Raw genomic sequence first — 24,127 nt, forward strand, 5'->3', positions numbered from 1 at the left:
ACCTTGCCACAAAGTTGGTCCACACTTGCAAGCTTGCCTTCAGGGAGACCCGCACATGAGCGATCGCTATCTCGGCTTTGCCAACTCCAACCTCGGCCGGCGCCTGGTCGATGCCCTCGGGCTGCCACGCCCGGCGCCACTGGAACGTTGGCAGGCCGGCCGCCTGCGCCCGGTGGAGGGCGCCCTGGTGCTGGGCGGCGGCCCTCTGGCCAGCGCCGTCGAGGCCATCGCCCCGCGCCTGACCGACGAATGCTACAGCTTCAACGGCGAAGGCCTGCAGGCCCCTGCCTGGGTCGCGGGCTTGGGGCCGAAACTCAAGGCCGTGGTGTTCGATGCCAGCCATCTGTCCGACAGCGATCAGCTCAAGCAGTTGCGCGAATTCTTCCAGCCGCTGCTGCGCAGCCTCGCCGCCTGCGCCCATGTGGTGATCCTCGGGCGAGCGCCAGAACAGCTCGACGACCCGCTGGCCAGCGTTGCCCAACGTGCCCTGGAGGGGTTCAGCCGATCACTGGCCAAGGAGCTGCGCAACGGCGCCACGGCGCAGTTGCTGTACGTTGCCGCAGGCGCCGAAAACCAGCTCGAAGGCGCCTTGCGCTTCTTCCTGTCGCCCAAGAGCGCGTTCATTTCCGGCCAGGTGCTGCGCCTTGAACCGTGCAATCGGCAGGTCGAAGACTGGACCCGGCCGCTGGCCGGCCGGCGCGCCCTGGTCACCGGCGCTGCGCGGGGCATCGGCGCCGCCATCGCCGAAACCCTGGCCCGCGACGGTGCGCAGGTCTTGCTGCTGGACGTTCCCCAGGCGCAACAGGACCTCGACGCCCTGGCCGCGCGCCTGGGCGGCAAGGCCCTGGCCCTGGACATCTGTGCCGGCGACGCCGCCGCGCAATTGCTCCAGGCCCTGCCCGAGGGCATCGACATCGTCGTGCACAACGCCGGTATCACCCGCGACAAGACCCTGGCCAACATGACCCCGGAATACTGGGACGCGGTGCTGGCGGTCAACCTCAAGGCCCCGCAGGTACTGACCAAGGCGCTGTTCGACGGCGGCGCGCTGGGCGCGGATGCACGCATCACCCTGCTGGCCTCGGTCAGCGGCATTGCCGGCAACCGCGGCCAGTCCAACTACGCGGCGAGCAAGGCCGGGCTGATCGGCTTCGCCCAGGCTTGGGCGCCGACACTCGCCGAGCGCGGTGGCAGCATCAACGCCGTCGCCCCGGGCTTCATCGAAACGCACATGACCGCCGCCATGCCCATGGGCCTGCGCGAGGCCGGTCGGCGCTTGAGTTCGCTGGGCCAGGGCGGGCGCCCGCAGGATGTCGCCGAAGCCATCGCCTGGCTCAGCCAGCCGGGCTCCGGTGCGGTCAGCGGGCAGGTGCTGCGGGTGTGCGGCCAGGCACTGATGGGGGCGTGAACATGAACCGGCAATGGCACGACCTGCACAGCCCCGACGCCCGCGCCAGCCTGTACCTGCGGGCTGCCAGCAAGCGCAAGATCAGCGGCACCACGCTGCCGGCCACCGGCCTGCGCTGCTTCATCCGCGTAGACCCCGGCAACCTGGCGGCCTACCGCCGGCTCTGTCACTTCATCGACGACGGCCGGTTGCCGGGCACCTACCCGCACGTGATGGCCTTCACCCTGCAGCTGCAGCTGCTCACGGCCCACGACTTCCCGTTCCCGCTGCTCGGCCTGGTCCACCTGCACAACCGCATCGAGGTGGTGCGCCCGCTGGGCGGCATCGACGGGCTGCGCTTCGCAGTCTACGCCGACAACCTGCAGGCACATGCCAAGGGCGGCACCTTCGACCTGGTCACCGAAGCCGAGGACGCCCTCGGCGTGCTCTGGCGCGAGACCAGCCGCATGCTGGTGCGCGGCCTGCACCTCGATGGCCAGCCTGATGCCAGCGAGGCCAGCGAACCCGACGCACTGCCGGAAGCCACCCGCTGGTACTGCGACAGCGACATCGGCCGGCGCTATGCCAAGGTGTGTGGCGACTACAACCCGATCCACCTGAGCGCCGCCAGCGCGCGGCTGTTCGGCTTCCCCAGGGCGATCGCCCACGGCATGTGGAGCAAGGCCATGGCCCTGGCGGCGCTGCGTACCCATATGCCCGCCAGCAGCGGCTACAGCTTCGAGGTGGATTTCCACAAGCCGGTGCGCCTGCCTTCGGAGGTGGTGCTCAGTGCCAGCGCGCCGGGGCCTGCGGGCGAGCTGCGCGTGGATGGGCATGGCGAGCTGCTGCACATGCTCGGGCGTTGGGCGCCACGCTAAGCGCCCCGAATCCGCTTGCTTTGCATCGGGCCTCCCATGAAGCTATGCAGCATTAGGAGACCCCCGATGAACCTGCAAGAACTCACCGAACGCCTGCACCGAATCCGCGACAACAACGACTGGCGCGGCTTCCACAGCCCGAAGAACCTGGCCATGGCCGCCAGCGTGGAAATGGCCGAGCTGGTGGAAATCTTCCAGTGGCTGAGCGAGGACCAGTCGCGCCAGCTGCCGCCCGAGCAGTTGGCCCACGCCGGCCAGGAGGTCGGTGACGTGGTGCTCTACCTGTTGCTGCTGTGCAGCGAACTGGGCCTGGACCTGGAGCAGGTGGTACGCGCCAAGCTGGCCGACAGCGAAAGGCGTTTTGCCCGATGAACGACCGTCATTTCGATGAGCTGGCCACGCGCTTCGCCGAGAAGATCTACGGCGGCGCCAAGGGCGCCATCCGCCTGGCCGTGCTCCAGGCCGACCTGGCCGAAACCCTGCCCGACCGCCCGCTGCGGGTGCTCGATATCGGCGCCGGCCTTGGCCACATGGCGCTCTGGCTGGCCGAGCGCGGCCACCACGTGACCCTGGCCGAACCGGCCGCGCCGATGCTCGAAGGCGCCCGCGCGCGCTTTGCCGAAGCCGGCCAGCACGCCACGTTCATCCAGGCGCCCTGGCAGGACCTGCTCGGCCAGCTCACCGAACCCTACGACCTGGTGCTGTGCCACGCCGTGCTCGAATGGCTGGCCGAACCGCAAAGCATCCTGCCAGTGCTGCACCAGCTCACCGTGCCCGGGGGCTGGTTGTCGCTGGCCTTCTACAACCGCGATGCGCTGGTCTATCGCAACCTGCTCAAGGGCCATTTCCGCAAACTGCGCAGCAACCGCCTGCAGGGTGAAAAGCAGAGCCTGACCCCGCAGAAACCGCTTGATCCACGTGAGCTCAAGGCGCAACTTGAAAGTCTGTGGCAAGTCGAAAGCGAGAGTGGCGTGAGGGTGTTCCACGACTACATGCCCAAGGAATTCCAGGACAAGGCCGAGTTGCTCGACCTGCTGGAAATGGAACTGGCCCACCGCCGTCACCCAAGCTTTGCCGGGCTGGGCCGCTACCTGCACTGGATGTGCCGCCCCCGCTGACCCGCCCGCCGGGAGGAATACATGCCGTACCGTCCGTTGTGCCTGGCCCTGCTGCCGTTGGCCCTGGCCGCCTGCCAGGCCAGCAACCCCTACGTTGCCAGCAGCCGCCCGCTGCCACCGGCCCCCGCCCAGGCGGCCAACACCTTCGACGCCAGCGCCTACCCGGCGCCGGCGCGTGACTACGGGCATTACCGCAGCTGGAGCTGGCGCAACGGCCAGCTGCCTACCGGCACGGCCAATGCCGACCCCGGGCAACTGGCCGACGCCGTCAGCGGCGCCCTCGACCAGCACGGCCTGCGCCCGGCCCGGGGCAGTGCCGGCGACCTGCTGGTAAGTGCCGACATGCGCCTGGAGCGGCGCCTGCGCCAGGTGCGCGACTATGACTACTACGACCCCTACTACGGCCCCTACCCCTACGGCGGAGTCGGTGTCGGTGTCGGTGGCTACCGCAATGGCTACGGCGGCTATGCCAGCGTGCCGATCGTGCGCACCTACGAAGTGGAGGTGATGGTGGTGCGCATCGACCTGTTCGATGCCCGCAATGGCGAGCCGGTGTGGAGCGCGAGTGCCGAAAGCGGCAGTGACCAGAGCTCGCCGCGCGATCGCGAAAGCGCCCTGCGCGAATCGGTGCACAAGGCGCTCAACGGCTATCCTCCCAGTTAACAGTTAACGGAGAACCATCATGTTGCGCCGCCTCGTTCTACTGTCGTTCGCGCTGCTGCTTGCGGCCTGCTCGAGCAACAACGTTCAGCAGGATTTCGACGCCAGCCGCGATTTTGCCGCCTACCGCAGCTGGGCATGGCAGGAACCGGGCCTGCAATACCGCCCGGATGACCCACGCATCAAGAGCGACCTGACCGAGCAGCGCATCCGCCAGGCCGTGGATGAACAGCTCGACCAGCGCGGCCTGCGCCCGGCCCAGGGCAACCGCCCGGCCGACCTCAAGGTACGCGCCTACCTGATCGTCGAGCAGCGCCAGCAACAGATCACCACCAACTACGGCGGCGGCTGGGGTGGCTACTGGAACGGCTACTGGGGCGGCCCGATGTACAACGAGACCCGCAGCGTCGACTACAAGGTGGCGACCATCCAGGTCGACCTGTTCGATGGCCACGACGGCAAGCTGGTGTGGCGCGGCAGCGCCGAGCAGATCATGAACAACTACCCGCCAAGCCCCGAAGAGCGCAACAGCGCGATCCAGAAGACCGTGGCCGAAGTGCTCAGCCATTACCCCCCTGGAAGCAAGAAATAGCCAGCACATAGCCCGTTCGTCAGATCGCGTCTACCCTGTTTAGGAAACCTGACTGAACGGGTAGCAGTGTTCAACGAATAAGGACTGCCAATGCAAAGCATTGTTCTCCTGATGTGGCTTGCCTTGTGCACTGAACAAGATATTCGCGAACGCCAGATCGCCAATTTCCTCACCCTGGGCGTCGCCGCCTGCGCCCTGGCCTGGCTGTTCGTCACCGGCCACAGCTGGATCGGCGCCGACGCCAGCGACGCCGGCTGGGCCCTGGCCATCGTCATGCTGCTGACCCTGCCCGGCTACATGCTCGGGCGCTTCGGCGCCGACGACGTCAAGCTGATGGGCGCCCTGGCCTTGGCCACCAGCCCGCAATACGTGCTGGGCACCTTCATCGGCGCCGGTGTCAGCGTGCTGTTGTGGCTGCTCACCCGCAGGCGTCTGTGGACCCTGCTCAACCCTAAGGTAAAGAAGCGCTTGCAGACCCTGACCGAGCAAATGGGCGACAAACAGGCCTTCGTCCCCTATGTGCTGACCGGCTTTCTGCTGACCGCAGTGTGGATCCAATAATCGTTCCTGCGGTCCGATACCTTGTACATGCCTTGTACAGAATCGCCAGCAGCGTCTACTTTTAAGCTGCCAGAGCGTCTGGTCCGGGAGCTGGGCCGTATAAGAACAGGGAGTTGATCGTGAACAAGTCAGTCAGTGAGGTGAAAGTCCTGGTAGTCGACGACCAGGAAATGATCGTCGAGCAGTTGTGCGAGTTCCTCGAAAGCCATGGCCACCCCTGCGTGGCCGCCTTCTCCACCGACCAGGCCATCGAACGCTATGTGGCCGACGAAGCCATCGGCCTGGTGCTGTGCGACCTGCACATGCCCGATCGCGATGGTATCGAGCTGGTCCGGGCGCTGAAGGAGGTTGCCGGGCGCCAGCGCATGTTCGAGGCGATCATGCTCACCGGCCGTGCCGACAAGCAGGACGTGATTCGCGCCCTGCGCGAAGGCTTTGCGGACTATTACCAAAAGCCCATGGACCTCGACGAGCTGCTCGAAGGCTTGCGCCGCCAGGAGCAGATACTGCTCGAGCGCAAGGCCAACTTCCGCGACCTGGGCAACCTCAACCAGCGCCTGCAGGACCTGGCGGGCTCGATCGATGAGCTTTACCAGGACCTCGAGAAAGCCCGCGGCCAGGGCGTGCACCGGCGCTCCACCGATGTCGAGGAAGCCGAAGGCGACCTGCCCGCAGCGTTCGAGAAACTCTCGCCACGCCAGCTGGAAGTGGCGCGCCTGGTGAGCAAGGGCAAGACCAACTACCAGATCGCCTGCGAGCTGGGCATCACCGAGAACACCGTCAAGCTGTACGTCTCGCAGGTGCTGCGCCTGACCCACATGCACAACCGCACCCAGCTGGCGCTGGCGCTGACCCCCAGCTCTTCGCCGGTACACCTGCGCTTCACCACCCACTGACGCCCAGGCTCAGCATCGTTCGCGGCGCTCGCAGTTCGAACGCCGTCCTGCGCGCTACTCGTTGACCTGGAAGGCGACCCGCGCGGTGGCGCCGGTTTCGTCCAGGGCACTGAGTTCATGCTGCCCCACCCGCTCGAAGCGCACCTGCAGGCTGGCCTGCCCCTCGGTCTCGCCCAACGGCTGGCCATTGAGGAACCACCAGCGCCGCCCACCGCCGCCAAGGGCCGACACCTGCAGCTGCAACGGCTCGCTGCTGCTGGCCGGGCGGCGCAGGTTGTCGCCGGGGCGCACGCCAACGATCGACAGCGGCGGCGCACTGGCCGGCACCTGTGGCGGGCAGCTCGGGTCGATCGCCGGCAGCCGCGCCGCCCGCTGCTCGGCACGCGGCAACCAGGGCTCCAGCGGCGCCGGCCACAGGGCAATGTCGCGCTGCACGGCGCCCGCGCAACTGCCATCCACCCGCAACCCCTGGGCATTGACCCATACCGGCTCGCGCAAGCCCAGCCCGAGCGGCTGGTCGGCCGCCTGCAGGGTCGGTGGCGTGGTGCCGTCGAGGGTCCAGGCAAAGCGCTGGCGGCGGCAGTTGGGGTCCAGGCGCGCCAGCGGCTGCCCCAGCGGCCAGCAGATCGCGGCCACGCCCACACTGTCGGGCACCCGCTCGGCCGGCACGCTGATGCCACGCTGACTGTCGCGGTTGCTCAGCAAGTCATGCACCTGCAGCATCAACGGCGCCGCCGACGCCAGGCCGAACTGCCCCGGCACCGGGGTGCCATCGGGCCGGCCGATCCACACGCCGATCAGGTAGCGCGGGCCGACGCCAATCGACCAGGCATCGCGAAAGCCGTAGCTGGTGCCGGTCTTCCAGGCCAGCTGCGGGCGCTGCACCAGCTCGGCATGCGGGTCGCGGTCCGGCCGCGCCTGGCCGCTGAGGATGCGCCGGATGATCCACGCCGCCCCCGGCGACAACAGGCGCCGCTCCAGCAGCGGGTCCTGGGGCTGCAGGCGCACCTTGGCACTGTTGCCGGCCCGGGCCAGCGCGGCATAGCCGCCGACCAGCTCTTCCAGGCGGCTGCCGGCGCCGCCGAGAATCAGCGACAGGTTGGGCTCGGCCAGCGGCGGCAGCGCCAAGGGCATGCCGGCCATGCGCAGTTGCGCGGCGAAGCGCTTGGGCCCGTAGGCTTCGAGCAACTGCACCGCCGGCAGGTTGAGCGACAGCGCCAGCGCCGAGCTGGCCGATACCGGGCCACTGAAGCCCATGGAGAAGTTGCCGGGGCGGTAGTCGCCGTAGCGGCGCGGCACATCCTGCAGCAGCGACTCGGAATGGATCAGGCCGTCGTCCAGGGCCATGCCGTAGAGAAACGGCTTGAGGGTCGAACCCGGTGAGCGCAGCGAGCGAACCATGTCGACATGGCCGAAACGGCGCTCGTCGGCGAGGTCGATCGAGCCCAGGTAGGCGCGCGTCGCCATGCTTTGCGCATCCACCACCAGGATCGCCGCCGAGGTGCGTTCCGGCAGGCGCGCACGCCAGCCCAGCAGCAGGTCTTCCAGGCGCCGCTGCAGGGCGGCGTCCAGGGTGGTGCGGATCAGCGGCGGGCTGCCGGGGGTGTTCAGGCGTCGTGCCAGCAGCGGCGCCAGCGCAGGCTCCTGACGTGGCGCCAGCAACAGCGGCTCTTCGCGCGCTTCGCTGATCTGCTGGGCGGGCCAGACCTGATACTCGGCCAGGCGCTGCAGCACCTTGTCCCGGGCGCGCTGGGCACGCGCCGGGTGGCGGTCCGGGCGCAAGCGGCTCGGCGCCTGGGGCAGCACCGCCAGCAGCGCCGCTTCGGCAGCGGTGAGGTGCTGCGGCGACTTGCCAAGGTACGCCCAACTGGCCGCTGCCACGCCCTGCAAGGTGCCGCCGAACGGCGCGCGGTTGAGGTAGAGCTGCAGGATCTCGCGCTTGGACAGGTGCCATTCCAGCTGCGCCGTGCGCCACAGTTGCCGCAGTTTCCCGGCCAGGGTGCGGTCGTGTGGGTCGAGCAGGCGTGCCACCTGCATCGACAGCGTGCTGCCGCCCGACACCACGCGCCCGCCGCGCAGGTTCAGCCACGCCGCCCGCACCAGCGCCAGCGGGTTGACTCCCGGGTGGTGGTAGAACCAGCGGTCCTCGTAGGTGAGCAGCGCCTGCAGGTAGTAGGGCGACACCTGTTCCGGGCTGACCGGATAGCGCCATACCCCGTCGGCATCGGCAAAGCGCCACAAGGGCGTGCCGTCCTCGGCCAGCACCACCCGCGCCAGGTCGTCTGCCGGCATGGGCAGCGGCCACAGGCGGTCGGCCAGCCACAACAGGCCGCACAGCAGCGCGATGGCGATGGCACTGGCGCGCAGCAAGCGGCCCGCACGGGTGCGCGGTCGAGCTAAGCTAGGCATCGGGGAACCGACCTGGCCAGGTAAAGGCCAAAGGCTTGAAAGCGGCAACTCGCCGAATCGTTCATCAGGAAGCAACTATGCATGTAGAAGGTTTTTTCGAGTGGCTTGGCCAGGCGCTGGGGGCGTTGATCCGCTTTGTCGTCGATGCGCTGAGCGGCCTGTTCAACCTGCTGGCCAATGCCGGCGGCAACTTCATCGATGGCCTGGCACGCACCCTGGGCATGGACACTTCGCTGGTCAGCATCCTCGCCCTGATCGTTGGCCTGATGCTGCTGTACTCGGCAATCCGCGCCTTCATGCGCGCCTCGATCATTCTCGGGATCATCTGGCTGGTGCTGGGGTTGTGGGTGATGAGCTGGGTGATTCACTGACCTTGAACCCATCGCCGGCAAGCCGGCTCCCACGGGCCTGTGGGAGCCGGCTTGCCGGCGATGGGGCCAGCACTACCGCGCCTTGACCGTCATCTCGCCCTGCCCTTCGCCCACCGCCTGCAGGTTCGGCCGGTACATCGACTCCACCTGCGCCGGCGGCACGCGGTAGGTGCCCGGGGTCACCGCCCGCGCCAGGTACAGCAGGTGGGTGGTGCCATAGCCATCGAGCTTGAGCGCCGCCACGTAGCGGTCATCGCGGTACTCCTGATGCACCACGCTGGCGTTCTGCATCGACTCCCGCCACTCTTTCACCGCACTGCTGGCGTTGTCCAGGCTGGCGGCGCTCTGCGCCAGGTTCTGGTTCTCCAGCTCCAGGCCCGCCGGCAACAGGTCTACCACCAATGCATCCGGTACCCGTTCCTGGGCTTTCAATGCCAGGTGCACCAGCACCAGGTCGCCACTGCGCAGGTTGTGCAGGTCCAGCGGCTGGCCATTCATGCCCAGGTATTCGCGGCGAATCTCCATGCCATTGCCGCCTGCAGCAGGTGCCTGGCGCGGGTAGCCGGAGAGCGTGAGCTGCTGGTAGAGCGTGGCGCTGCCTTCGTTCTGCACGCTCAAGGGCGATGCCAGCAGCGGGCCTTCGAGCTTCATGCCGGCGTCGTCGTTGCTGAACTCACGCACCTCACCGGCACTGTCCAGGCGCGCGCGCCACTGGCCTTCCGGCTTGCCCAGCAGGCCACGGCCTGCCAGGTACAGGGCATTGCGCTCCTGGGTCGACAGCCAGCGGTTGGCCGCCAACTCATCGGACAGGGCAAACAGGCGCTGGTCGACCTGGTCAGCGGCCAGGCTGCTCTCCTGCAACAGCGCCAGGATCAGCGCCTGGTCGCGCAGGCTGCTGCCGTAGTCGGCCATCCAGCCCTTGCTGCGGCTGATGCCAAGGCCGGCTTGCAGCGCTTGCTGCGCGCGCGGCTTGTCGCCCATCTTGTCCAGCGCCACGGCCAGCTGCACCAACGGCAGGCCCGAGCGCGCATCGGCACGCCGTTCGAACAGGCTGCGCAGGGCGCCCAGCGGCGCCTGCTGGTTGCGCGCCAGCACCAGTGCGGCGTAGGCCTGCACGGCAAAACGGGTGTGCTCGGCGTTTTCGCTGTAGTCCACCTCGATCAGGTTGCGCTCCTGCAGGTAGCGCAACAGGCGTTCGTTGGCCTTTTTCAGCGCTTCGGCCGGCACGCCATAGCCCTGGTCACGGGCGCGCAGGAGGAAGTCGGTGACATAGGCGGTCAGCCAGTACTCCTCCTCGCTGTCGGCACTCCACAGGCCGAAGCTGCCGTTGTAGCGCTGCATGCCCAGCAGGTGCTCGATGCCCATCTCGATCTTGCGCTTGCGCACGTCTGCCGGCTCGCCCTTGATGCCCAGGCGCTTGAGGCTTTCGGCATCGGCGTAGAGCGATGGGTAGAGGCCGCTGGTGGTCTGCTCGAGGCAGCCGTAGGGGTAGGCTTCGAGGGCGCGGATCTGCTCGGCCAGGTTCAGCGGCGGGCGGCTCGACAGGGCCAGGCTGGCTTCCAGGCCAGCAGGCTCGAAGGCCGCCAGGTCGGCGTCCGGCAGGGTCCACGGCTGATCCTTGAGCGCTACCCGGTAGTGCTTGAGCATCGCCGGGTAGGCCGGGCGGATGCCCAGGGTCCATTCGCGGGTGAAGGCCGTGGCCGGCTCACCCGGCAACTGCAGGCCATTGACCTGCACCTGCACCTTGCCCTGCCCCAGGCCGCCCTGGGCCTGCACCGGAATCATCAGTGTGCTGCGCTGGCCCTCGGCCAGGCTGACGCTTTGCTGGGCGCTCGCCGTCAGGCTCAACGGGCCTTCGGTGCTGACCTGCACGGTCAGCTGCTGGGCCTGGCCGGAGAGGTTGGCCAGGTCCAGCGCCAGCCGGGTCTGGTCGCCACCGGCGAGGAAGCGCGGCGCCGAGAGTTCGGCAATCAGCGGCGCGGCCACCACGGTCTTGCCTTCGGCCATGCCGAAGTGTTCCTCGGTCCAGGCCTGGGCCATCAGCCGCAGTTCGCCATTGAAGTCGGGGATATTCACCGTCGCCTGGCCTTCGCCCTTGTCGTCCAGGGTCACTGGTAGGCTCTGCTGGGCGACGATGGTCACCGTGGTGTTCGGGCGCTTGCCGCCTTTGGCCATCGCCGCGTCGCCGCCGAACGCCAGGCTGGCCAGGCGGCCCTGGCCGGCTTCGATGAGCTGGCCGTAGATGTCCAGCTGGTCGGCGCCGTAGGCCTTGCGGCCGAACAGGCTGGCGAATGGGTCGGGGGTCTTGAAGTCGGTGATGTTGAGGATGCCCACGTCGACCGCGGACAACAGCACATGCACCTGCTTGGGAATGCCGCCGTCGGCGTTGGCAGCCTTGAAGCGCACCGTCAGGGGTTGCTTGGGCCGCATCTTCTCGGGCGCCTGCAGGCTCAGCGCCAGCTTGCGCTCGGCGCGGGCCAGCGGCAGGTGGAGGACGCCGACCGCGCGTTTGGGCGTGGCGTTGGCCTTGCGCTCGCCCGGGCGAATCACCAGGGCGCTGAGGTACAGGTCGTGGCGCGCCCAGTTCTTGTCGAGCTGGACCTCGAAGGTCTTGCCTTCGGCCGGTACCTCGATTTCCTGCCACCACAGCGGGCCATCGCTGGACTCCACCATCAGGTAGCCGCTACCGGCGGCGGGCGGGGTCACGGTCACCTTGGCCGTGGCGCCGTCGGCATAGGCCGGCTGGTCCAGCGCCAGCTTCACCTGGTCGGGGCGCACCGCACCGCCTTCGGCGTTGTCCTGGGCGCGGTAGCCGGCCCAGAAGCGTTCGCTGGAAACCAGGCCAGTCTGCGGGTCTTCCACCTCGACGCGGTACGGCCCCCACTCCACCTGGAAGTTGAGCTTGGCGGTGGAGCCCGCCTCGACGTCGAGGGTCTGTTCATCCTGGGTGAGGAATTTCTCGTTGTAGGCGTAGCTCCAGCCGTCGCTTTGCGAGTAGTTCCAGTAGTAGTCGCGGCGCTCGCGGATCAGCCGCACCTTGAGCCCTTCGGCAGCGAGCTTGTGGCCGTCACGGTCGGCCACCAGGAATTCGAATTGCACCGGGCCGTCGCTGTCGGTTTCCTCGCCCTCGAACAGGCCGCGCAGCCCGGGCAGGCGCTCGGCAGGCCAGATCGGTTGCTCCAGGCGACGGGTAATCGGGCGGCCGCCGGACTCCTGCAAGCTGGCCTGCACCGTCAGTTGCAGCGGCGAGCGGGCCTCGGCCCAACGGCTTTCGATATCGACCACGGCCTTGCCGGCCTGGTCGAGGGTGACTTCATCGAGTTCCATGTCCTGGTTGAGGTCGGCCTCGGTGACCGAGCCGAACTGGTAGCCGGGCAGCGCCGGCACCGCTTCGCGCAGTGGCCGCAGGTAGGCCTGGCCACTCAGGCGATTGCCCGCGGCCGGGGCGCCATACAGGTAGCGGCCATTGACCTGGATGCGCGCGTCATCTTCCGGCGCAAGCGGCGTGCTGCTGCCCTTGAGCTCCAGCGCCAGGCGCTCGGGCAGGAAGTCTTCGACGAGGAATTCGTACACCTGCTTGCGCCCACCACCGAGGTCGAGCAACAGCTGCCAGCGGCCGGTCGGGGCTTCCGTCGCCAGTTGCAGTTGGTACTGGTACAGGCCGTTGCCATCGGCCTCCCAGACGAACTTGCGGCTGACTTGCTCGTCGGGGCGGCGCACTTCCACGCTGACCGGCTGGGCCTTGACCGGCTTGCCGTCCTGGTCGCGCAGCAGGCCATTGAGCAGCACGGTTTCACCGGGGCGGTACAGGTCACGCGGGCCGAAGATGAAGAACTGCAGCGGGTTGGCCTGGGGGCCGGTGATGTCGAATTCGGCCAGGTCCAGGGCCGCGGTGTTCAGGCGCAGCAGCGTGGTGTGCACGCCCTGGGTAGCGATCAGGGTGTCGGCCTTGGCAGTGATCGGCAGTTGCGCGTGGCCTGCGCCATCGGTGCTGGCCTGGGCCAGCAGCTTGCCCTTGTCGTCGTGCAGTTCAAGGTTGACGCCGCTCAGTGCCTTGCCGCCTTCCAGGGCCTGGGCGAACACGTCCAGGCGGTCGCGGTAGCGGTGGGCGGACACGCCGATGTCGCTGAGGGTGAACAGGGTCGCGGGCTGCGAGTAATCGTAGGTGCCCGAGGCGCGCATTACCGCCAGGTACACACCTGGTGCCTGCAGTGGCTTGATGCCGGCGATGGGCAGCAGCACGGTCTCGCGGGTGTTGCGCGCCGGGTTGAGGTCGAAGCGGCCGCTGTACACCAGCTCGGCCATGTCCAGGGTTTCCTTGGACTGGTAGTAGTACAGGCTGCTGTTGCGGCCCCAGCCGACCAGGAACTGCGACAGCCTGTCCGGCTTGACCCGGAAGAACTCGACATCGACCTTGTCGACGTTCAGGGCGATCACCGGCAGGCCTTCGGCCAGGCGCGTGGGCAGCAGCGAGCCGCGGCTGGCGAAGCCGACCGTGGGCTGCATGTCGCGGGTTTCCAGGCGGGTCACCGATTCGGCGGCCAGCGTCTGGCCATTGACCGCCAGCAGGCCCTTGTCGACGGTGAGCACCAGCTTGCGCTGTGGCTCCAGGTGACGCAGGCGCAGCTCCATCTGGTTGTCGGAGAGCTCCCAGGCGCCGTCGACCTTGCCCTTCACGGTGTCGACCAGGTGCACTTTGCTGGCCAAGTCCTGCTTGGCGTCCAGCGGCACGGAGAAGCTCACCGACAGGCTGCTGGCGCCGTCCAGTTGCACTTCCGAGGCATCCAGAACGCTCAGTTCGCGGCCTTCGTAGCGCTTGGCGAGCACGGCCGGGTCTTCGCGCCGGGCAGCGGGGGCTTCGGCCGGCGCGGCCGCCTGGGGTTTTTCGGCAGGTGCGGGCTTGCCCGGCGTCGAGGAGTCACAGGCACTGAGCAAGGCCAGCGCGCAGGCCAGCAACAATCCTTTGTTGAACATGGAGTGGGAACTCTTTGGCAGCGGGTACGTGAGGGCAGCAACTATAGCGCAACGCTAGGTAGAATAGCGTCCGCCTCCGCACACCCAGGACTTCGCATGGCCTCTCTGACCGCCGACTGGCGTCACTCTCTCACCCACCGCAAGGTGTGGGCCCTGGCCGCGCCGATGATCCTGTCGAATATTTCCGTGCCCATGGTCGCGCTGGTGGACAGCACGGTCATCGGCCACCTGCCCCACGCCCATCAGCTCGGTGCGGTCGCCGTGGGCGGCACGCTGTTTACCTTCATGGTCGGCTTGATGGGGTTTCTGCGCATGGGCTCCACGGGCTTCGCCGCCCAGGCCGCAGGGCGTGCCGATGGCGCGGCGCTGCGCCAGGTGCTTGTGCAAGGGCTGCTGCTGGCGGTGGGCCTGGCCCTGCTGATCGGCCTGCTCGCCCTGCCCTTGAGCCAGTTGGCGCTGCAGGCCATGCAACCGAGCGCCGAGCTGCAGCAGTCGACCGAAACCTTCTTCCACACCCGCCTGCTCGGCCTGCCGGCGGCGTTGGCCAGCTATGCGCTGGTGGGCTGGTTCCTCGGCACCCAGAATGCACGCGCACCGCTGGCGATCCTGCTGACCACCAACCTGCTGAACATCGCCCTCAACCTGTGGTTCGTGCTGGGCCTGGACTGGGGCGTGCTGGGCTCGGCGCGGGCCTCGGTGATTGCCGAGTGGAGCGCCGCACTGCTCGGCCTGGCCCTGACCCGCCCCGCCCTGCGCGCCTACCCCGGGCAGGTCGCCTGGGCCGCGCTCAAGCGCTGGCAGGCCTGGCGGCCGTTGCTGGCAGTCAACCGCGATATCTTCCTGCGCAGCCTGGCGCTGCAGCTGGTGTTCCTGCTGATTACCGTGCAGGGCGCCCGCCTGGGCGAGGCCACGGTGGCGGCCAACGCGCTGCTGCTCAACGGCCTGCTGCTCACTGCCTATGCCCTGGATGGCCTGGCGCATGCCGTGGAAGCGCTGTGCGGGCATGCCATTGGTGCACGCGATGGCGACACCCTGCGCCGATCACTGGTGGTGGCCTGTGGCTGGTCGTTGATCACCAGCCTTGGGTTTGCCGGGTTGTTCCTGCTGGGCGGGCACCTGTTCATCGACCTGCAGACCGACATCGCCAGCGTGCGGGCAGCGGCGTACCCCTACCTGCCCTACCTGGCGGTGCTGCCCTTGATTGCAGTGTGGAGCTACTTGCTCGACGGGCTGTTCATCGGCGCGACGCGGGCGCGGGAGATGCGCAATGCGATGCTGCTGTCGGTGCTGGTCGCACTGCCGCTGGCCTGGGCCATGAGAGGGTTCGGCAACCATGGGTTGTGGCTGGCGTTTCTTGCCTTCATGGCGTTGCGGGCGCTGACCTTGGGGTGGGTTGGCTGGCGGTTGCTCAAAAGAGATCTGTGGCTCCATTGATGTAACTGCATGCGCCTGTAGGAGCGGCCTTGTGTCGCGAAATGAGGGCGCAGCCCTCACCTGCTGCCTCACAACCACACACAATCCCAATGCGGATACTCACCAGCACGCGGCACCAACCCTGCTCGTACAGGATTGGCGATGATGTACCGCGCAGCCGCTCTAACATCCTCCTCCTTGCGCAGTGCCCGGTCATGAAAACCTGGCTGCCAGATATGCTGCCGCTCGGCACCGGCTCGGTAGAGCGCACAACTGCTTCGCGATTTGAAAGCACACATCAAACTCCCCAGGCTCACCGGCCCGAGTTCGATCAACCAATGCAGATGGTCTGGCATCAGTACCCAGGCCAATGATCGGCAATTGCCCTGATGGTCGCTTAGGCGTAGCTGCTGAATAACAGCTCTGGCATATGGCAAGTGCTTGAACAGTGGGGTGCGATTTCGGGTACCGGTGGTGAGCAGGTAGAGCCGGCCAGGCTCGGAGTAGCGGCCCTGACGCAGGCGATGATTGCCTTGACTGTCCATGTCGAGTTCCTTTGAGCAATGTGTTCAAAGGTAGATGGCGGGAGATTGGGGGCGGGGTTGGGTTGTTTCAGGATGTGGGCGGTGAGGGCTTCGCCCTCATTTCGCGACACAAGGCCGCTCCTACAGGGGGGCAGGAGCGGCCTTGGGTATTACGACGAGAGGTACGAGGAGCGGGTCAGGCCCAGGCGCAAGGCGTCGAGGAACTGGGTGCGCTCGCGGGCGCTGATCTTGGCGCTGGCCACCTTGTCGCGGTAGTGGGTCATCAACTCCTCCGGCGACAGGTGCACGTAGCGCAGCATGTCCTCGATGGTGTCGTGGGTCTCGATACCGGCGTGGTACACGCTGCCATCGGCGTTCTGGTAGATGTTCACCGAATCGGTGTCACCGAACAGGTTGTGCATGTCGCCGAGGATCTCCTGGTAGGCGCCGACCAGGAACACGCCCAGCAGGTAGTCCTCGCCTTCGTTGACCGCATGCACCGGCATGCTGGTCTCGATGCTCTGCTCGTCGACGTACTGGTTGATCTTGCCGTCGGAGTCGCAGGTCAGGTCCTGCAGCACGGCGCGGCGCATCGGCTCTTCGTCCAGGCGGTGCAGCGGGATGATCGGCAGCACCTGGCCGATGGCCCAGGTGTCGGGCAGGCTCTGGAACACCGAGAAGTTGCAGATGTACTTGTCGGCCAGCTTGTCGTTGAGCTCGTCCAGCACCTGGCGGTGCGAGCGCTGGCGGGCTTTCAGCGAGTTGTGCAGGCGACGGCAGACGGCGAAGTAGCACTGCTCGGCCAGGGCCTTTTCGGCCAGGCTGAGCTTGCCATCGGCGTACTGCGCAGCCACGTCGCCCATGTAGTGGGTGGCGCGCCAGTAGGTTTCGGTGACCATCTCGATGTCGGTCGGGCCAAGCAGGTCGACCAGCCACTGCACGGTTTCCGGCAGGCTTTGCTTGTTCTCGATCAGCGGCACTTCGTCGTTGTGGCTTTCGACGTCGGTCACCTGGATCACCAGCATGGCGTGGTGCGCGGTCAGCGAGCGGCCGCTCTCGGAGAAGATGTGCGGGTGCGGCAGGCCCTGCGCGTCGCAGAACTCCTTGAGCATGCCCACCACCACGCCGGCGTAGTCGTCCATGTCGTAGTTGATCGAGCTGGCGTTGCGCGAGTGGGTGCCGTCGTAATCCACGCCCAGGCCACCGCCCACGTCGATATGGTCGACCGGCAGGCCCAGCGCACGCAGCTCGCCGTAGTAGCGGATGGCTTCCTTGAAGCCGTGCTGGTAGTCGGCCAGGTTGGCGATCTGCGAGCCCATATGGAAGTGCAGCAGGCGGATGCCCTGGTCCAGGCCGGCATCGCGGAAGCGCTGCACCACCGAGATCAGCTGGGCGGCCGAGAGGCCGAACTTGGACTTCTCGCCCCCGGTGTCGGCCCACTTGCTCGACGCCAGCGACGACAGGCGCACGCGCAGGCCGACCTGCGGCTTGACCTTGAGGTCGGCAGCTTCTTCGATCACCAGGGCCACTTCGGACTCTTTCTCGATGACGATGAACACGTTGTGGCCGAGCTTCTGGCCCATCAGCGCCAGGCGGATGAACTCGCGGTCCTTGTAGCCGTTGCAGACGATGGTGCCGCCCTTGGGCGCCAGCGCCAGCACCGCCAGCAGCTCGGGCTTGGAGCCGGCCTCCAGGCCGATGGAGACGTTCTGCGTGGCGATGATGTTCTCCACCACCGCTTCCTGCTGGTTGACCTTGATCGGGTACAGCGCGGTGTACTGGCTCTGGTATTCAAGGCGCGCGATGTTGGCATCGAAGGCGCCGGTCAGCTGGCGCACGCGGTCCTGCAGGATATCGGGGAAGCGCACCAGCAATGGCAGCGACAGGCCGCTCTGGCGCAGCTCGTCGACCTGCTCGTACAGGTCGATCGGCGCGCTGCCTGGGCCGTTGGGGCGCACTTCGACGCGCCCGGCTTCATTGATGGCGAAATAACCAGCGCCCCAATGGCGGATGCCATAAACACTGCGGCTGTCGGCCACGGTCCATTGGCTACCATCGTCTTTGCGTGTGCGTCGTACGGACATTCAAGTCCCCTATAGAAAAGTCCAAGACACTGCCCCGCAAGGAGGCGGGCGCAGTGTAAAAGCTGAAAATGACGATTCGTCCGTGCCCAGGGGTAGACCCTGGCCACGGCAACGAGTTTAGAAAGCGCGGGGCAAAAAATCGCGGGCAGCCATCAGCCGCCTGATTTTTTTGCCTTGAAGCCTTGTTTGGTCAGCTCACCAATCAGCAGCTCGACATGGTCGCCCTGGATTTCGATGACCCCATCCTTCAGCGCGCCGCCGGTACCGCAACGGCGCTTGAGGGTGGTGGCCAGCTCCTTGAGCTGGTCGAGCGGCAGCGGCACGCCGGTGACGGTGGTCACGGTCTTACCGCCACGGCCTTTGCTTTCACGGCGCACACGGGCAATGCCATCGCCTTCGGGGATGAGCTGCTGCTTGCAGGTGCAGGCGTCCACCGGTTGGCCACAGTCGGGGCAGTGCCGACCGGCATCGGTGGAGTACACGAGACCGCCAAGGGCGGCGAAGGAAGAAGCTTTCTTGGACACTTTTGTTCCTCGGTGCTGAGGACAAAAACTGGTCGACGGGAGCCGACCGCGAAGCCCCACTCTGGCAGGGGCGGCGCTACTGCTGCAAGACTTGCGGCAGCCCGAAAAGGGCGCGCAGTTTAACGATAAATCACGCCGTTGCTAAGTACTGGAATGCGCCATTTTGCGAATGATTTGCGACCCTTGGGCAAAAACCCTGGGGGCCTTTGCCGGCGCTGGCTTGCCGGCGATCACAGCGGCCCGCCAAGGCAGCGCTCAAAGGCTGGCCTTGTAGCGCTGCAATGCCGCCAGCGAGTCGGGGCAATAGGGCTTGACCAGGCTTTCCGCCTCCGCCTGCTCGATCGCCACGAACCTGGCCTCGATCACCTCTTCGGGCTGCAACCGCAGCGGCGCATCCGACACCGCCGAATACACCGCGCACCACAGGTGGTTGCCCGGCTGGTCGAAATAGAAGCGCTCGTGGAACGTCAGCGGCACCCCGGCGATGCCCAGCTCCTCGGCCAGCTCGCGGGCGGCCGAGGCCGCGTAGGCCTCGCCCGCCGCCACCATGCCGCCTGCGGCCACGTCCCAGTAGCCGGGGTAGAGTGCCTTGCTCAAGGTACGCCGGTGCACGCACAGCTCGCCGGCGCTGTTGAACAGCAAAATGAACGTGCAGCGGCCGATCAGGCCACGCTCGCGCAGTTCGGCCCTGGGCAACGCCCCCAGCACCTGGTCGGTTTCGTCCACCCAGGCGACCAGTTCTCGGTCGGAAGCCGCCCGGTGGGCGGCCTCGTTGGGGCTGATGGCCATGCTCAACCCTGCGACAGCAGCTGGCGCAGGTCGATGACCGCAGCGTTGGCCCGGGAGATGTAGTTGGCCATGACCAGCGAGTGGTTGGCCCACATGCCGAAGCCACTGCCGTTGAGCACCATCGGGCTCCACAGCGGCTCTTGCGAGGCCTCCAGCTCACGGATGATCTGGCGCACGCTGACCGTGGCGTTCTTCTTGGCCAGCACGTCGGCGAAGTCCACCTCGATGGCACGCAGCAGGTGCGACAGCGCCCACGCCTGGCCACGGGCCTCGTAGAACACGTTGTCGATCTGCAGCCACGGGGTTTCCACCAGCTCCTCGTCCACCTGCGGCGCTTGGCCGGCGACCACCGATTCGGTCTTCAGGGTGTTGTTGAGCTTGACCCGGCCAACGCTGGCCGACAGGCGCTGGGACAGCGAACCCAGGCGGGTGGCGACATCGCCCAGCCAGTTGTTCAGGTTGTCGGCGCGGGTGTAGAAGATCGCGCCCTTGTCGCCTGCGGCCAGGCGGGTCTGGTAGCGCGTCAGCGACTTGATCCCCTCTTCGAACTCAGACTCGCTCGAAGGCAGGATCCAGCTCTTGTTGTCGAAGTTGAAGCGCGGCTCGGCCTTGGCCAGGTCGGCGTCCTCGGTGGACTGCGACTGCGAGCGGGCGAAGTCCTTGCGCAAGGCACGGGACAGGTCACGCACCTGCACCAGCACGCCGTATTCCCAGCTCGGCATGTTGTCCATCCACAGCCCTGGCGGGAAGCGGTCGTTGGAAATATAGCCACCGGGCTTGTTCAGCAGGGTGCCGGCCACGGTCTTGAGGGTTTCCACGGTGGTGTAGCCAATCACCATCTGCTGGCCATTGCGCTCGGCCGCCGCCTGGGCGTTCTGCTGCACCGGGAACAGGTCCGGCTCTTCGCTCCAGTACCAGCCCAGGCCGATGCAGACCAGCAGGTACAGGCCGATCAGCGTCCCCAGGGCACGGCTCCAGAGCCCCCCAAGGTAGCTGCGGGCGGCAGCGCCGCGGCCGTCGACACGCTCGCGGGGCTCGGCTTTGGCCTCACGGTTTTTCCAATCCAGCATGGCTTTGTCCTTAATCAGTCACGACGGTTCAGGGCTTGGACCACAGGCTTGCGCCAGGGTGCCACGACAAGCCCGTGTCGCTGCACTATAAAGCAGACACCGCCTTACGCATAAGCGACCAATGAGTCATGAACTGAATAATGCGCTTCAAGGCTTTGTTGACCCAACGCACTCGCGCGTTTGCAAACTGGTGCTAGCATAGAGCCATCATCGCACCTGCACATCCCTCCAATAAGTAGCCAGGACATGACCCACGCCGCGGAGCCGAGCCCCGAGCGCCTAGAGCAGGAGCTCGATCACTTGCTGCAACGCCTTTCGCGCACCAGCCTGCGCAAAGGTGACCAACTCGACCAGCTGGCGCTGCCGCCTGCGCGCAAGCCGGTCTACCTGTTGTTGCAAGACCCCGAGCCCGCCCAGCGCCTGGCGCAGCAGCTCGAGTTCTTCGGCCTGAGCGCGCGGCCACTGTTCGATGCCGAGGCATTGATGGCCGCCCTGGCCGAGCAGATGCCGGCGGCCATGGTCATGGATGTCGACTTCGGCGGGCCCGAGCGTGGCCTGGCCCTGGCCGCGCAGGTGCAGCAAGGCCTGGACAAGCCCATCCCGCTGCTGTTCTTCAGCCTCCACGAAACCGATACGCCCACGCGCCTGGCGGCCGTGCGCGCCGGCGGCCAGGCGTTTCTCACCGGCACCCTGGAGGCCTCGGGCCTGCTGGAAAAACTCGAGATCATGACCAGCACCGCCCAGTCCGACCCGCTGCGCGTGCTGATCATCGACGACTCGCGCACCCAGGCCCTGCATACCGAACGGGTGCTGGGCTACGCCGGCATGACCACGCGCAGCTTGAGCGACCCGATCCGCGCCATGGCCGAGCTTGCCGACTTCCAGCCCGACCTGATCATCCTCGACCTGTACATGCCCACCTGCTCAGGCCCCGAGCTTGCCAAGGTGATCCGCCACAACGACCGCTACGTCAGCGTGCCGATCATCTACCTGTCTGCCGAGGACGACCTGGACAAACAGCTCGATGCCATGAGCGAAGGCGGCGATGACTTCCTGACCAAGCCGATTCGCTCGCGCCACCTGATCACCACCGTGCGCAACCGCGCCGCGCGCGCGCGGCACCTGAAGTCGCGGATGGTGCGCGACAGCCTCACCGGGCTGTACAACCACACGCACATCCTGCAACTGCTCGAAGACTGCAGCTTCCGCGCCCGCCGCGAAAGCCAGCCGCTGAGCTTCGCCATGCTCGACATCGACCATTTCAAGAAGATCAACGACCGCCATGGCCACCCCATGGGGGACCGGGTGATCAAGAGCCTGGCGCTGTTTCTCAAGCAACGCCTGCGCAAGACCGACTTCATCGGCCGCTACGGCGGCGAGGAATTCGCCATCGTCATGCCCAACACCGCGCTGGAAGCGGCGCACAAGGTGCTGGACGAGATCCGCCGGCGCTTCGCCGAGATTCTCTACCCCGCCCAGCCCCACGACCTGCAATGCACCTTCAGTGCCGGCGTGGTGCAGCTCGATGAAGAACTCGATGCCCTGACCATGGCCAGTGCCGCCGACGAAGCCCTTTACCGGGCCAAGCATGCGGGGCGCAACTGCGTGGTGCGCGTCGAGCCGTAGCGAGCCTGCCACCGGCCCGCAAAGCCACCACAGCGATAGCGGCACTGTGCCACTTTTTTATGGCGCCAAGCCGCTGTCGTCATCACCACGTCATAAAACCGCAATAACTTCAGGCACCTACCTCCACTCCCCCGCAGGAAGTTCGCGGCTATGCGCCTGAAGTGGCTGACCAATTTCAACACCCTGTTGCTGGTGACCGTGTGTATCGCCCTGGGCGCGACCCTGTGGTGGTCGCAGCGTGCCCTGGAGCGCCCCTATCAATTGATGGAGCGCTACCTGAGCCTGTCGCAGCAGTTCCAGAACCACACCGCCCGCAATATCGAGGCTTACCTGGGCAGCGGCGATGCCGTGCGCCACGCGGCGGCCATGGAGGCCAACCAGCAGTTGCAGGCGGCGCTGGCCGAACTGCCGGACGAACTGGCCAGCCAACTGCGGCCCAGCCTCGGCTCGCTGAACACCTTCAGCGCCAACGAACTGCTGGCTGCAGGCAAGCTCGCCGGCGACCCCCAGGCCCTGCTGCTGCAGGCCGAGCGCGAGCTGGGCGCCAACTTCGAACAGCTGGCCAGCTACGCCCGCGGCAGCAACAGCGCCGAGGCCAGCCGCTACCTGCTGCCGCTGTTCGATGCCAGCCTGCACCTGGGGCGCCTGTCGCTGGCCCGTGACAAGCTGGTCAGCAGCGGCCGCGCGGAGCTTGCCGATGAAGTGGATCGCGAGCTGCAGCTGATCCGCAGCCAGGCCCAGGTCATCGATGGCCTGCCGCTGCTGGGCGTGACCCGCGCCGCCGAATCCGGTGCCGACGACTTCGCCGCCATGATGGGCCTGGAAACCCAAACCAGTACCGAGCAGGAAGATGTCGCGGTAGCCCTCAAGCGCGACCTGCAGAGCCTGCTCAACCGCTACCCGGCCGAACTGCAGCGCACCCGCGAGCAGATCGAGCGGCGCAGCGCCCTGGCCGCCAGCACCCATGAACGCCTGGATGCCGTGCAACAGGCGATTGCCGGCCTGGAGCCGGAAGTGCGCGGCCAGCACGCCAAGATCGCCAGCGAAGTGCGCCTGATGCAGGGGCTGATGATCGGTTTGATCCTGCTGATCGCGCTGCTCGTCGATACCTTGCAGCGGCGCCTGGCGCGCACCCTGACCAGCCTGGCCCCGGCGCTGTCACGCTGGGCCGAAGGCGACTTCGCCGAGGCCATCGACCTGGGCCGTACCAACCGCGAGCTGCACGACATCCAGGAGTCGCTCAACCGCCTGCGCCACTACCTGGTGGAGCTGGTCGGCACCATCCGCCACAACGCCGAGCAGGTCGCCGGCAGCAGCCATGCCCTGGCCGGCATGAGCGCCGCCCTGCACGACGGCGCCGAACGCCAGGCCGGCGACACCGGGCAGATTCGCGACGCCCTGGGCGAACTGGAAGCGACCATCCAGCAAGTGGCCGGCGATGCCAGCTCCGCCGCCGATGCCAGCCGCGACGCCGGCCGCGCCGTGGAACAGGGCCAGGCGGTGATCGGCCAGAGCCTGTCGGGCCTGCGCGCGCTGGTCGACGAGGTGCAGGGCAATGCCCGCATGATCGAACAACTGGCCGAGGAATCGGCGACCATCGGCGGAGTGCTGACGGTGATCCGTTCGATTGCCGAGCAGACCAACCTGCTGGCCTTGAACGCCGCCATCGAAGCCGCCCGCGCCGGCGAGATGGGCCGGGGGTTTGCCGTGGTCGCGGACGAGGTGCGCTCGCTGGCGCAACGCACCACCGGGGCGACGGGCGAGATCCAGGCGCTGATCGACCGCCTGCAGCAGGCGGCGCGGGGGTCGGTGGCGGGCATGCGGGCGCAGCTCGAACACGCCGAGGCCACCGCCAACCAGGCCCAGGCGGCCGATGGTGCGCTGGATGAAATCGTCAGCGCGATCCGCACCATTGCCGATACGGCGGTGCGCATTGCCGATGTCACGGCGCAGCAGAGCGGCGCGGTGAGCGAGATACGCGACCACAGCGAGCGCATTCATGAGCTGGGCGAGGATAACCTGCAGCGTATTGGCGAAGGGCGTGAGCAGGGCGAGCAGCTGTTGAGCCTGGGGGGCGAGTTGAACCGCGCTGTTCGGGCGTTCAGGGTCTGAGCGTTGCGGCCCTATCGCCGGCAAGCCGGCTTGTATGGTGATACTCGAAGGGGTGGTGGGACGACAAAGCCGATTCTGACTGTTAGCCGCAGTACAGACCGTGGGAGACCTCGCCCCACCCCTTCACCAAAGCGCCGAT

The 24,127-nt window shown here is 67.1% G+C and carries 19 protein-coding genes; 12 read left to right on the forward strand and 7 right to left on the reverse strand.

Features of this window, described 5'->3' with window-relative positions:
- Positions 1-55 precede the first annotated feature (55 nt).
- The 8 genes from L6D75_RS25470 to L6D75_RS25505 all read left to right on the forward strand — a co-directional run bounded on the left by L6D75_RS25470 (position 56) and on the right by L6D75_RS25505 (position 6,092).
- On the forward strand, positions 56-1,408 hold the full coding sequence (locus L6D75_RS25470) for a 3-oxoacyl-ACP reductase (RefSeq protein ID WP_236193902.1): 1,353 nt from the start codon (positions 56-58) through the stop codon (positions 1,406-1,408).
- Between the two features lie 2 nt (positions 1,409-1,410).
- Positions 1,411-2,265, forward strand: coding sequence for a MaoC family dehydratase (locus L6D75_RS25475; protein WP_176518074.1), 855 nt, complete (start codon positions 1,411-1,413; stop codon positions 2,263-2,265).
- Between the two features lie 66 nt (positions 2,266-2,331).
- Entirely contained in the window at positions 2,332-2,637 is a 306-nt protein-coding gene (locus L6D75_RS25480; RefSeq protein WP_176518073.1) for a MazG-like family protein, read from the forward strand.
- Positions 2,634-3,383: a methyltransferase gene (locus L6D75_RS25485; RefSeq protein WP_176518072.1), complete on the forward strand. Its 750-nt coding sequence runs from the start codon at positions 2,634-2,636 to the stop codon at positions 3,381-3,383. The genes L6D75_RS25480 and L6D75_RS25485 overlap by 4 nt, the downstream gene beginning before the upstream one ends.
- Before the next feature lie 21 nt (positions 3,384-3,404).
- Positions 3,405-4,046, forward strand: a complete 642-nt coding sequence (locus tag L6D75_RS25490; RefSeq protein ID WP_176518071.1) for a DUF4136 domain-containing protein — start codon at positions 3,405-3,407, stop codon at positions 4,044-4,046.
- Positions 4,047-4,065: 19 nt separating this feature from the next.
- Positions 4,066-4,635 (forward strand): DUF4136 domain-containing protein, encoded by a 570-nt coding sequence (locus L6D75_RS25495; protein WP_176518070.1) that lies wholly within the window; start codon positions 4,066-4,068, stop codon positions 4,633-4,635.
- Between the two features lie 90 nt (positions 4,636-4,725).
- A complete protein-coding gene (locus tag L6D75_RS25500) occupies positions 4,726-5,196 on the forward strand; it encodes an A24 family peptidase (RefSeq protein WP_176518069.1) in 471 nt (156 codons plus the stop codon).
- Between the two features lie 113 nt (positions 5,197-5,309).
- Positions 5,310-6,092, forward strand: a complete 783-nt coding sequence (locus L6D75_RS25505; RefSeq protein WP_371871999.1) for a response regulator transcription factor — start codon at positions 5,310-5,312, stop codon at positions 6,090-6,092.
- 54 nt (positions 6,093-6,146) lie between these two features.
- Here L6D75_RS25505 and pbpC read toward each other — a convergent pair whose 3' ends face one another.
- A complete protein-coding gene (gene pbpC / locus L6D75_RS25510; RefSeq protein ID WP_176518067.1) occupies positions 6,147-8,501 on the reverse strand; it encodes a peptidoglycan glycosyltransferase PbpC in 2,355 nt (784 codons plus the stop codon).
- Positions 8,502-8,578: 77 nt separating this feature from the next.
- Between pbpC and L6D75_RS25515 the strand changes: the two genes are divergently transcribed.
- Complete coding sequence (locus L6D75_RS25515) at positions 8,579-8,872, forward strand: hypothetical protein (RefSeq protein ID WP_176518066.1); 294 nt, start codon at positions 8,579-8,581, stop codon at positions 8,870-8,872.
- Positions 8,873-8,944: 72 nt separating this feature from the next.
- Here the strand turns inward: L6D75_RS25515 and L6D75_RS25520 are convergent, their stop codons facing one another.
- Positions 8,945-13,846, reverse strand: a complete 4,902-nt coding sequence (locus L6D75_RS25520; RefSeq protein ID WP_236193904.1) for an alpha-2-macroglobulin family protein — start codon at positions 13,844-13,846, stop codon at positions 8,945-8,947.
- A gap of 96 nt (positions 13,847-13,942) precedes the next feature.
- On the opposite strand from L6D75_RS25520, the gene L6D75_RS25525 reads away from it, so the two are divergent.
- Positions 13,943-15,280: an MATE family efflux transporter gene (locus L6D75_RS25525; RefSeq protein WP_176518185.1), complete on the forward strand. Its 1,338-nt coding sequence runs from the start codon at positions 13,943-13,945 to the stop codon at positions 15,278-15,280.
- A 68-nt stretch (positions 15,281-15,348) separates the two neighbouring features.
- On the opposite strand, the gene L6D75_RS25530 is transcribed toward L6D75_RS25525, so the two are convergent.
- From L6D75_RS25530 to L6D75_RS25550, 5 genes are all read right to left on the reverse strand, one after another.
- Positions 15,349-15,804 (reverse strand): REP-associated tyrosine transposase, encoded by a 456-nt coding sequence (locus L6D75_RS25530; RefSeq protein ID WP_176518216.1) that lies wholly within the window; start codon positions 15,802-15,804, stop codon positions 15,349-15,351.
- Positions 15,805-15,953: 149 nt separating this feature from the next.
- Positions 15,954-17,867: an arginine decarboxylase gene (gene speA / locus L6D75_RS25535; protein ID WP_176517240.1), complete on the reverse strand. Its 1,914-nt coding sequence runs from the start codon at positions 17,865-17,867 to the stop codon at positions 15,954-15,956.
- 152 nt (positions 17,868-18,019) lie between these two features.
- Complete coding sequence (locus L6D75_RS25540; RefSeq protein WP_176517239.1) at positions 18,020-18,391, reverse strand: translation initiation factor Sui1; 372 nt, start codon at positions 18,389-18,391, stop codon at positions 18,020-18,022.
- 255 nt (positions 18,392-18,646) lie between these two features.
- Entirely contained in the window at positions 18,647-19,180 is a 534-nt protein-coding gene (locus L6D75_RS25545) for an NUDIX hydrolase (protein WP_176517238.1), read from the reverse strand.
- A gap of 2 nt (positions 19,181-19,182) precedes the next feature.
- A complete protein-coding gene (locus L6D75_RS25550) occupies positions 19,183-20,250 on the reverse strand; it encodes a DUF2333 family protein (RefSeq protein WP_176517237.1) in 1,068 nt (355 codons plus the stop codon).
- A 246-nt stretch (positions 20,251-20,496) separates the two neighbouring features.
- On the opposite strand from L6D75_RS25550, the gene L6D75_RS25555 reads away from it, so the two are divergent.
- Entirely contained in the window at positions 20,497-21,876 is a 1,380-nt protein-coding gene (locus L6D75_RS25555) for a GGDEF domain-containing response regulator (RefSeq protein ID WP_176517236.1), read from the forward strand.
- Between the two features lie 366 nt (positions 21,877-22,242).
- Positions 22,243-23,988: a methyl-accepting chemotaxis protein gene (locus L6D75_RS25560; protein ID WP_373876250.1), complete on the forward strand. Its 1,746-nt coding sequence runs from the start codon at positions 22,243-22,245 to the stop codon at positions 23,986-23,988.
- Positions 23,989-24,127 lie beyond the last annotated feature (139 nt).

It is taken from the genome of Pseudomonas faucium (genome assembly GCF_021602585.1).
In the GTDB taxonomy this organism is placed as follows: Bacteria; Pseudomonadota; Gammaproteobacteria; order Pseudomonadales; family Pseudomonadaceae; genus Aquipseudomonas; species Aquipseudomonas faucium.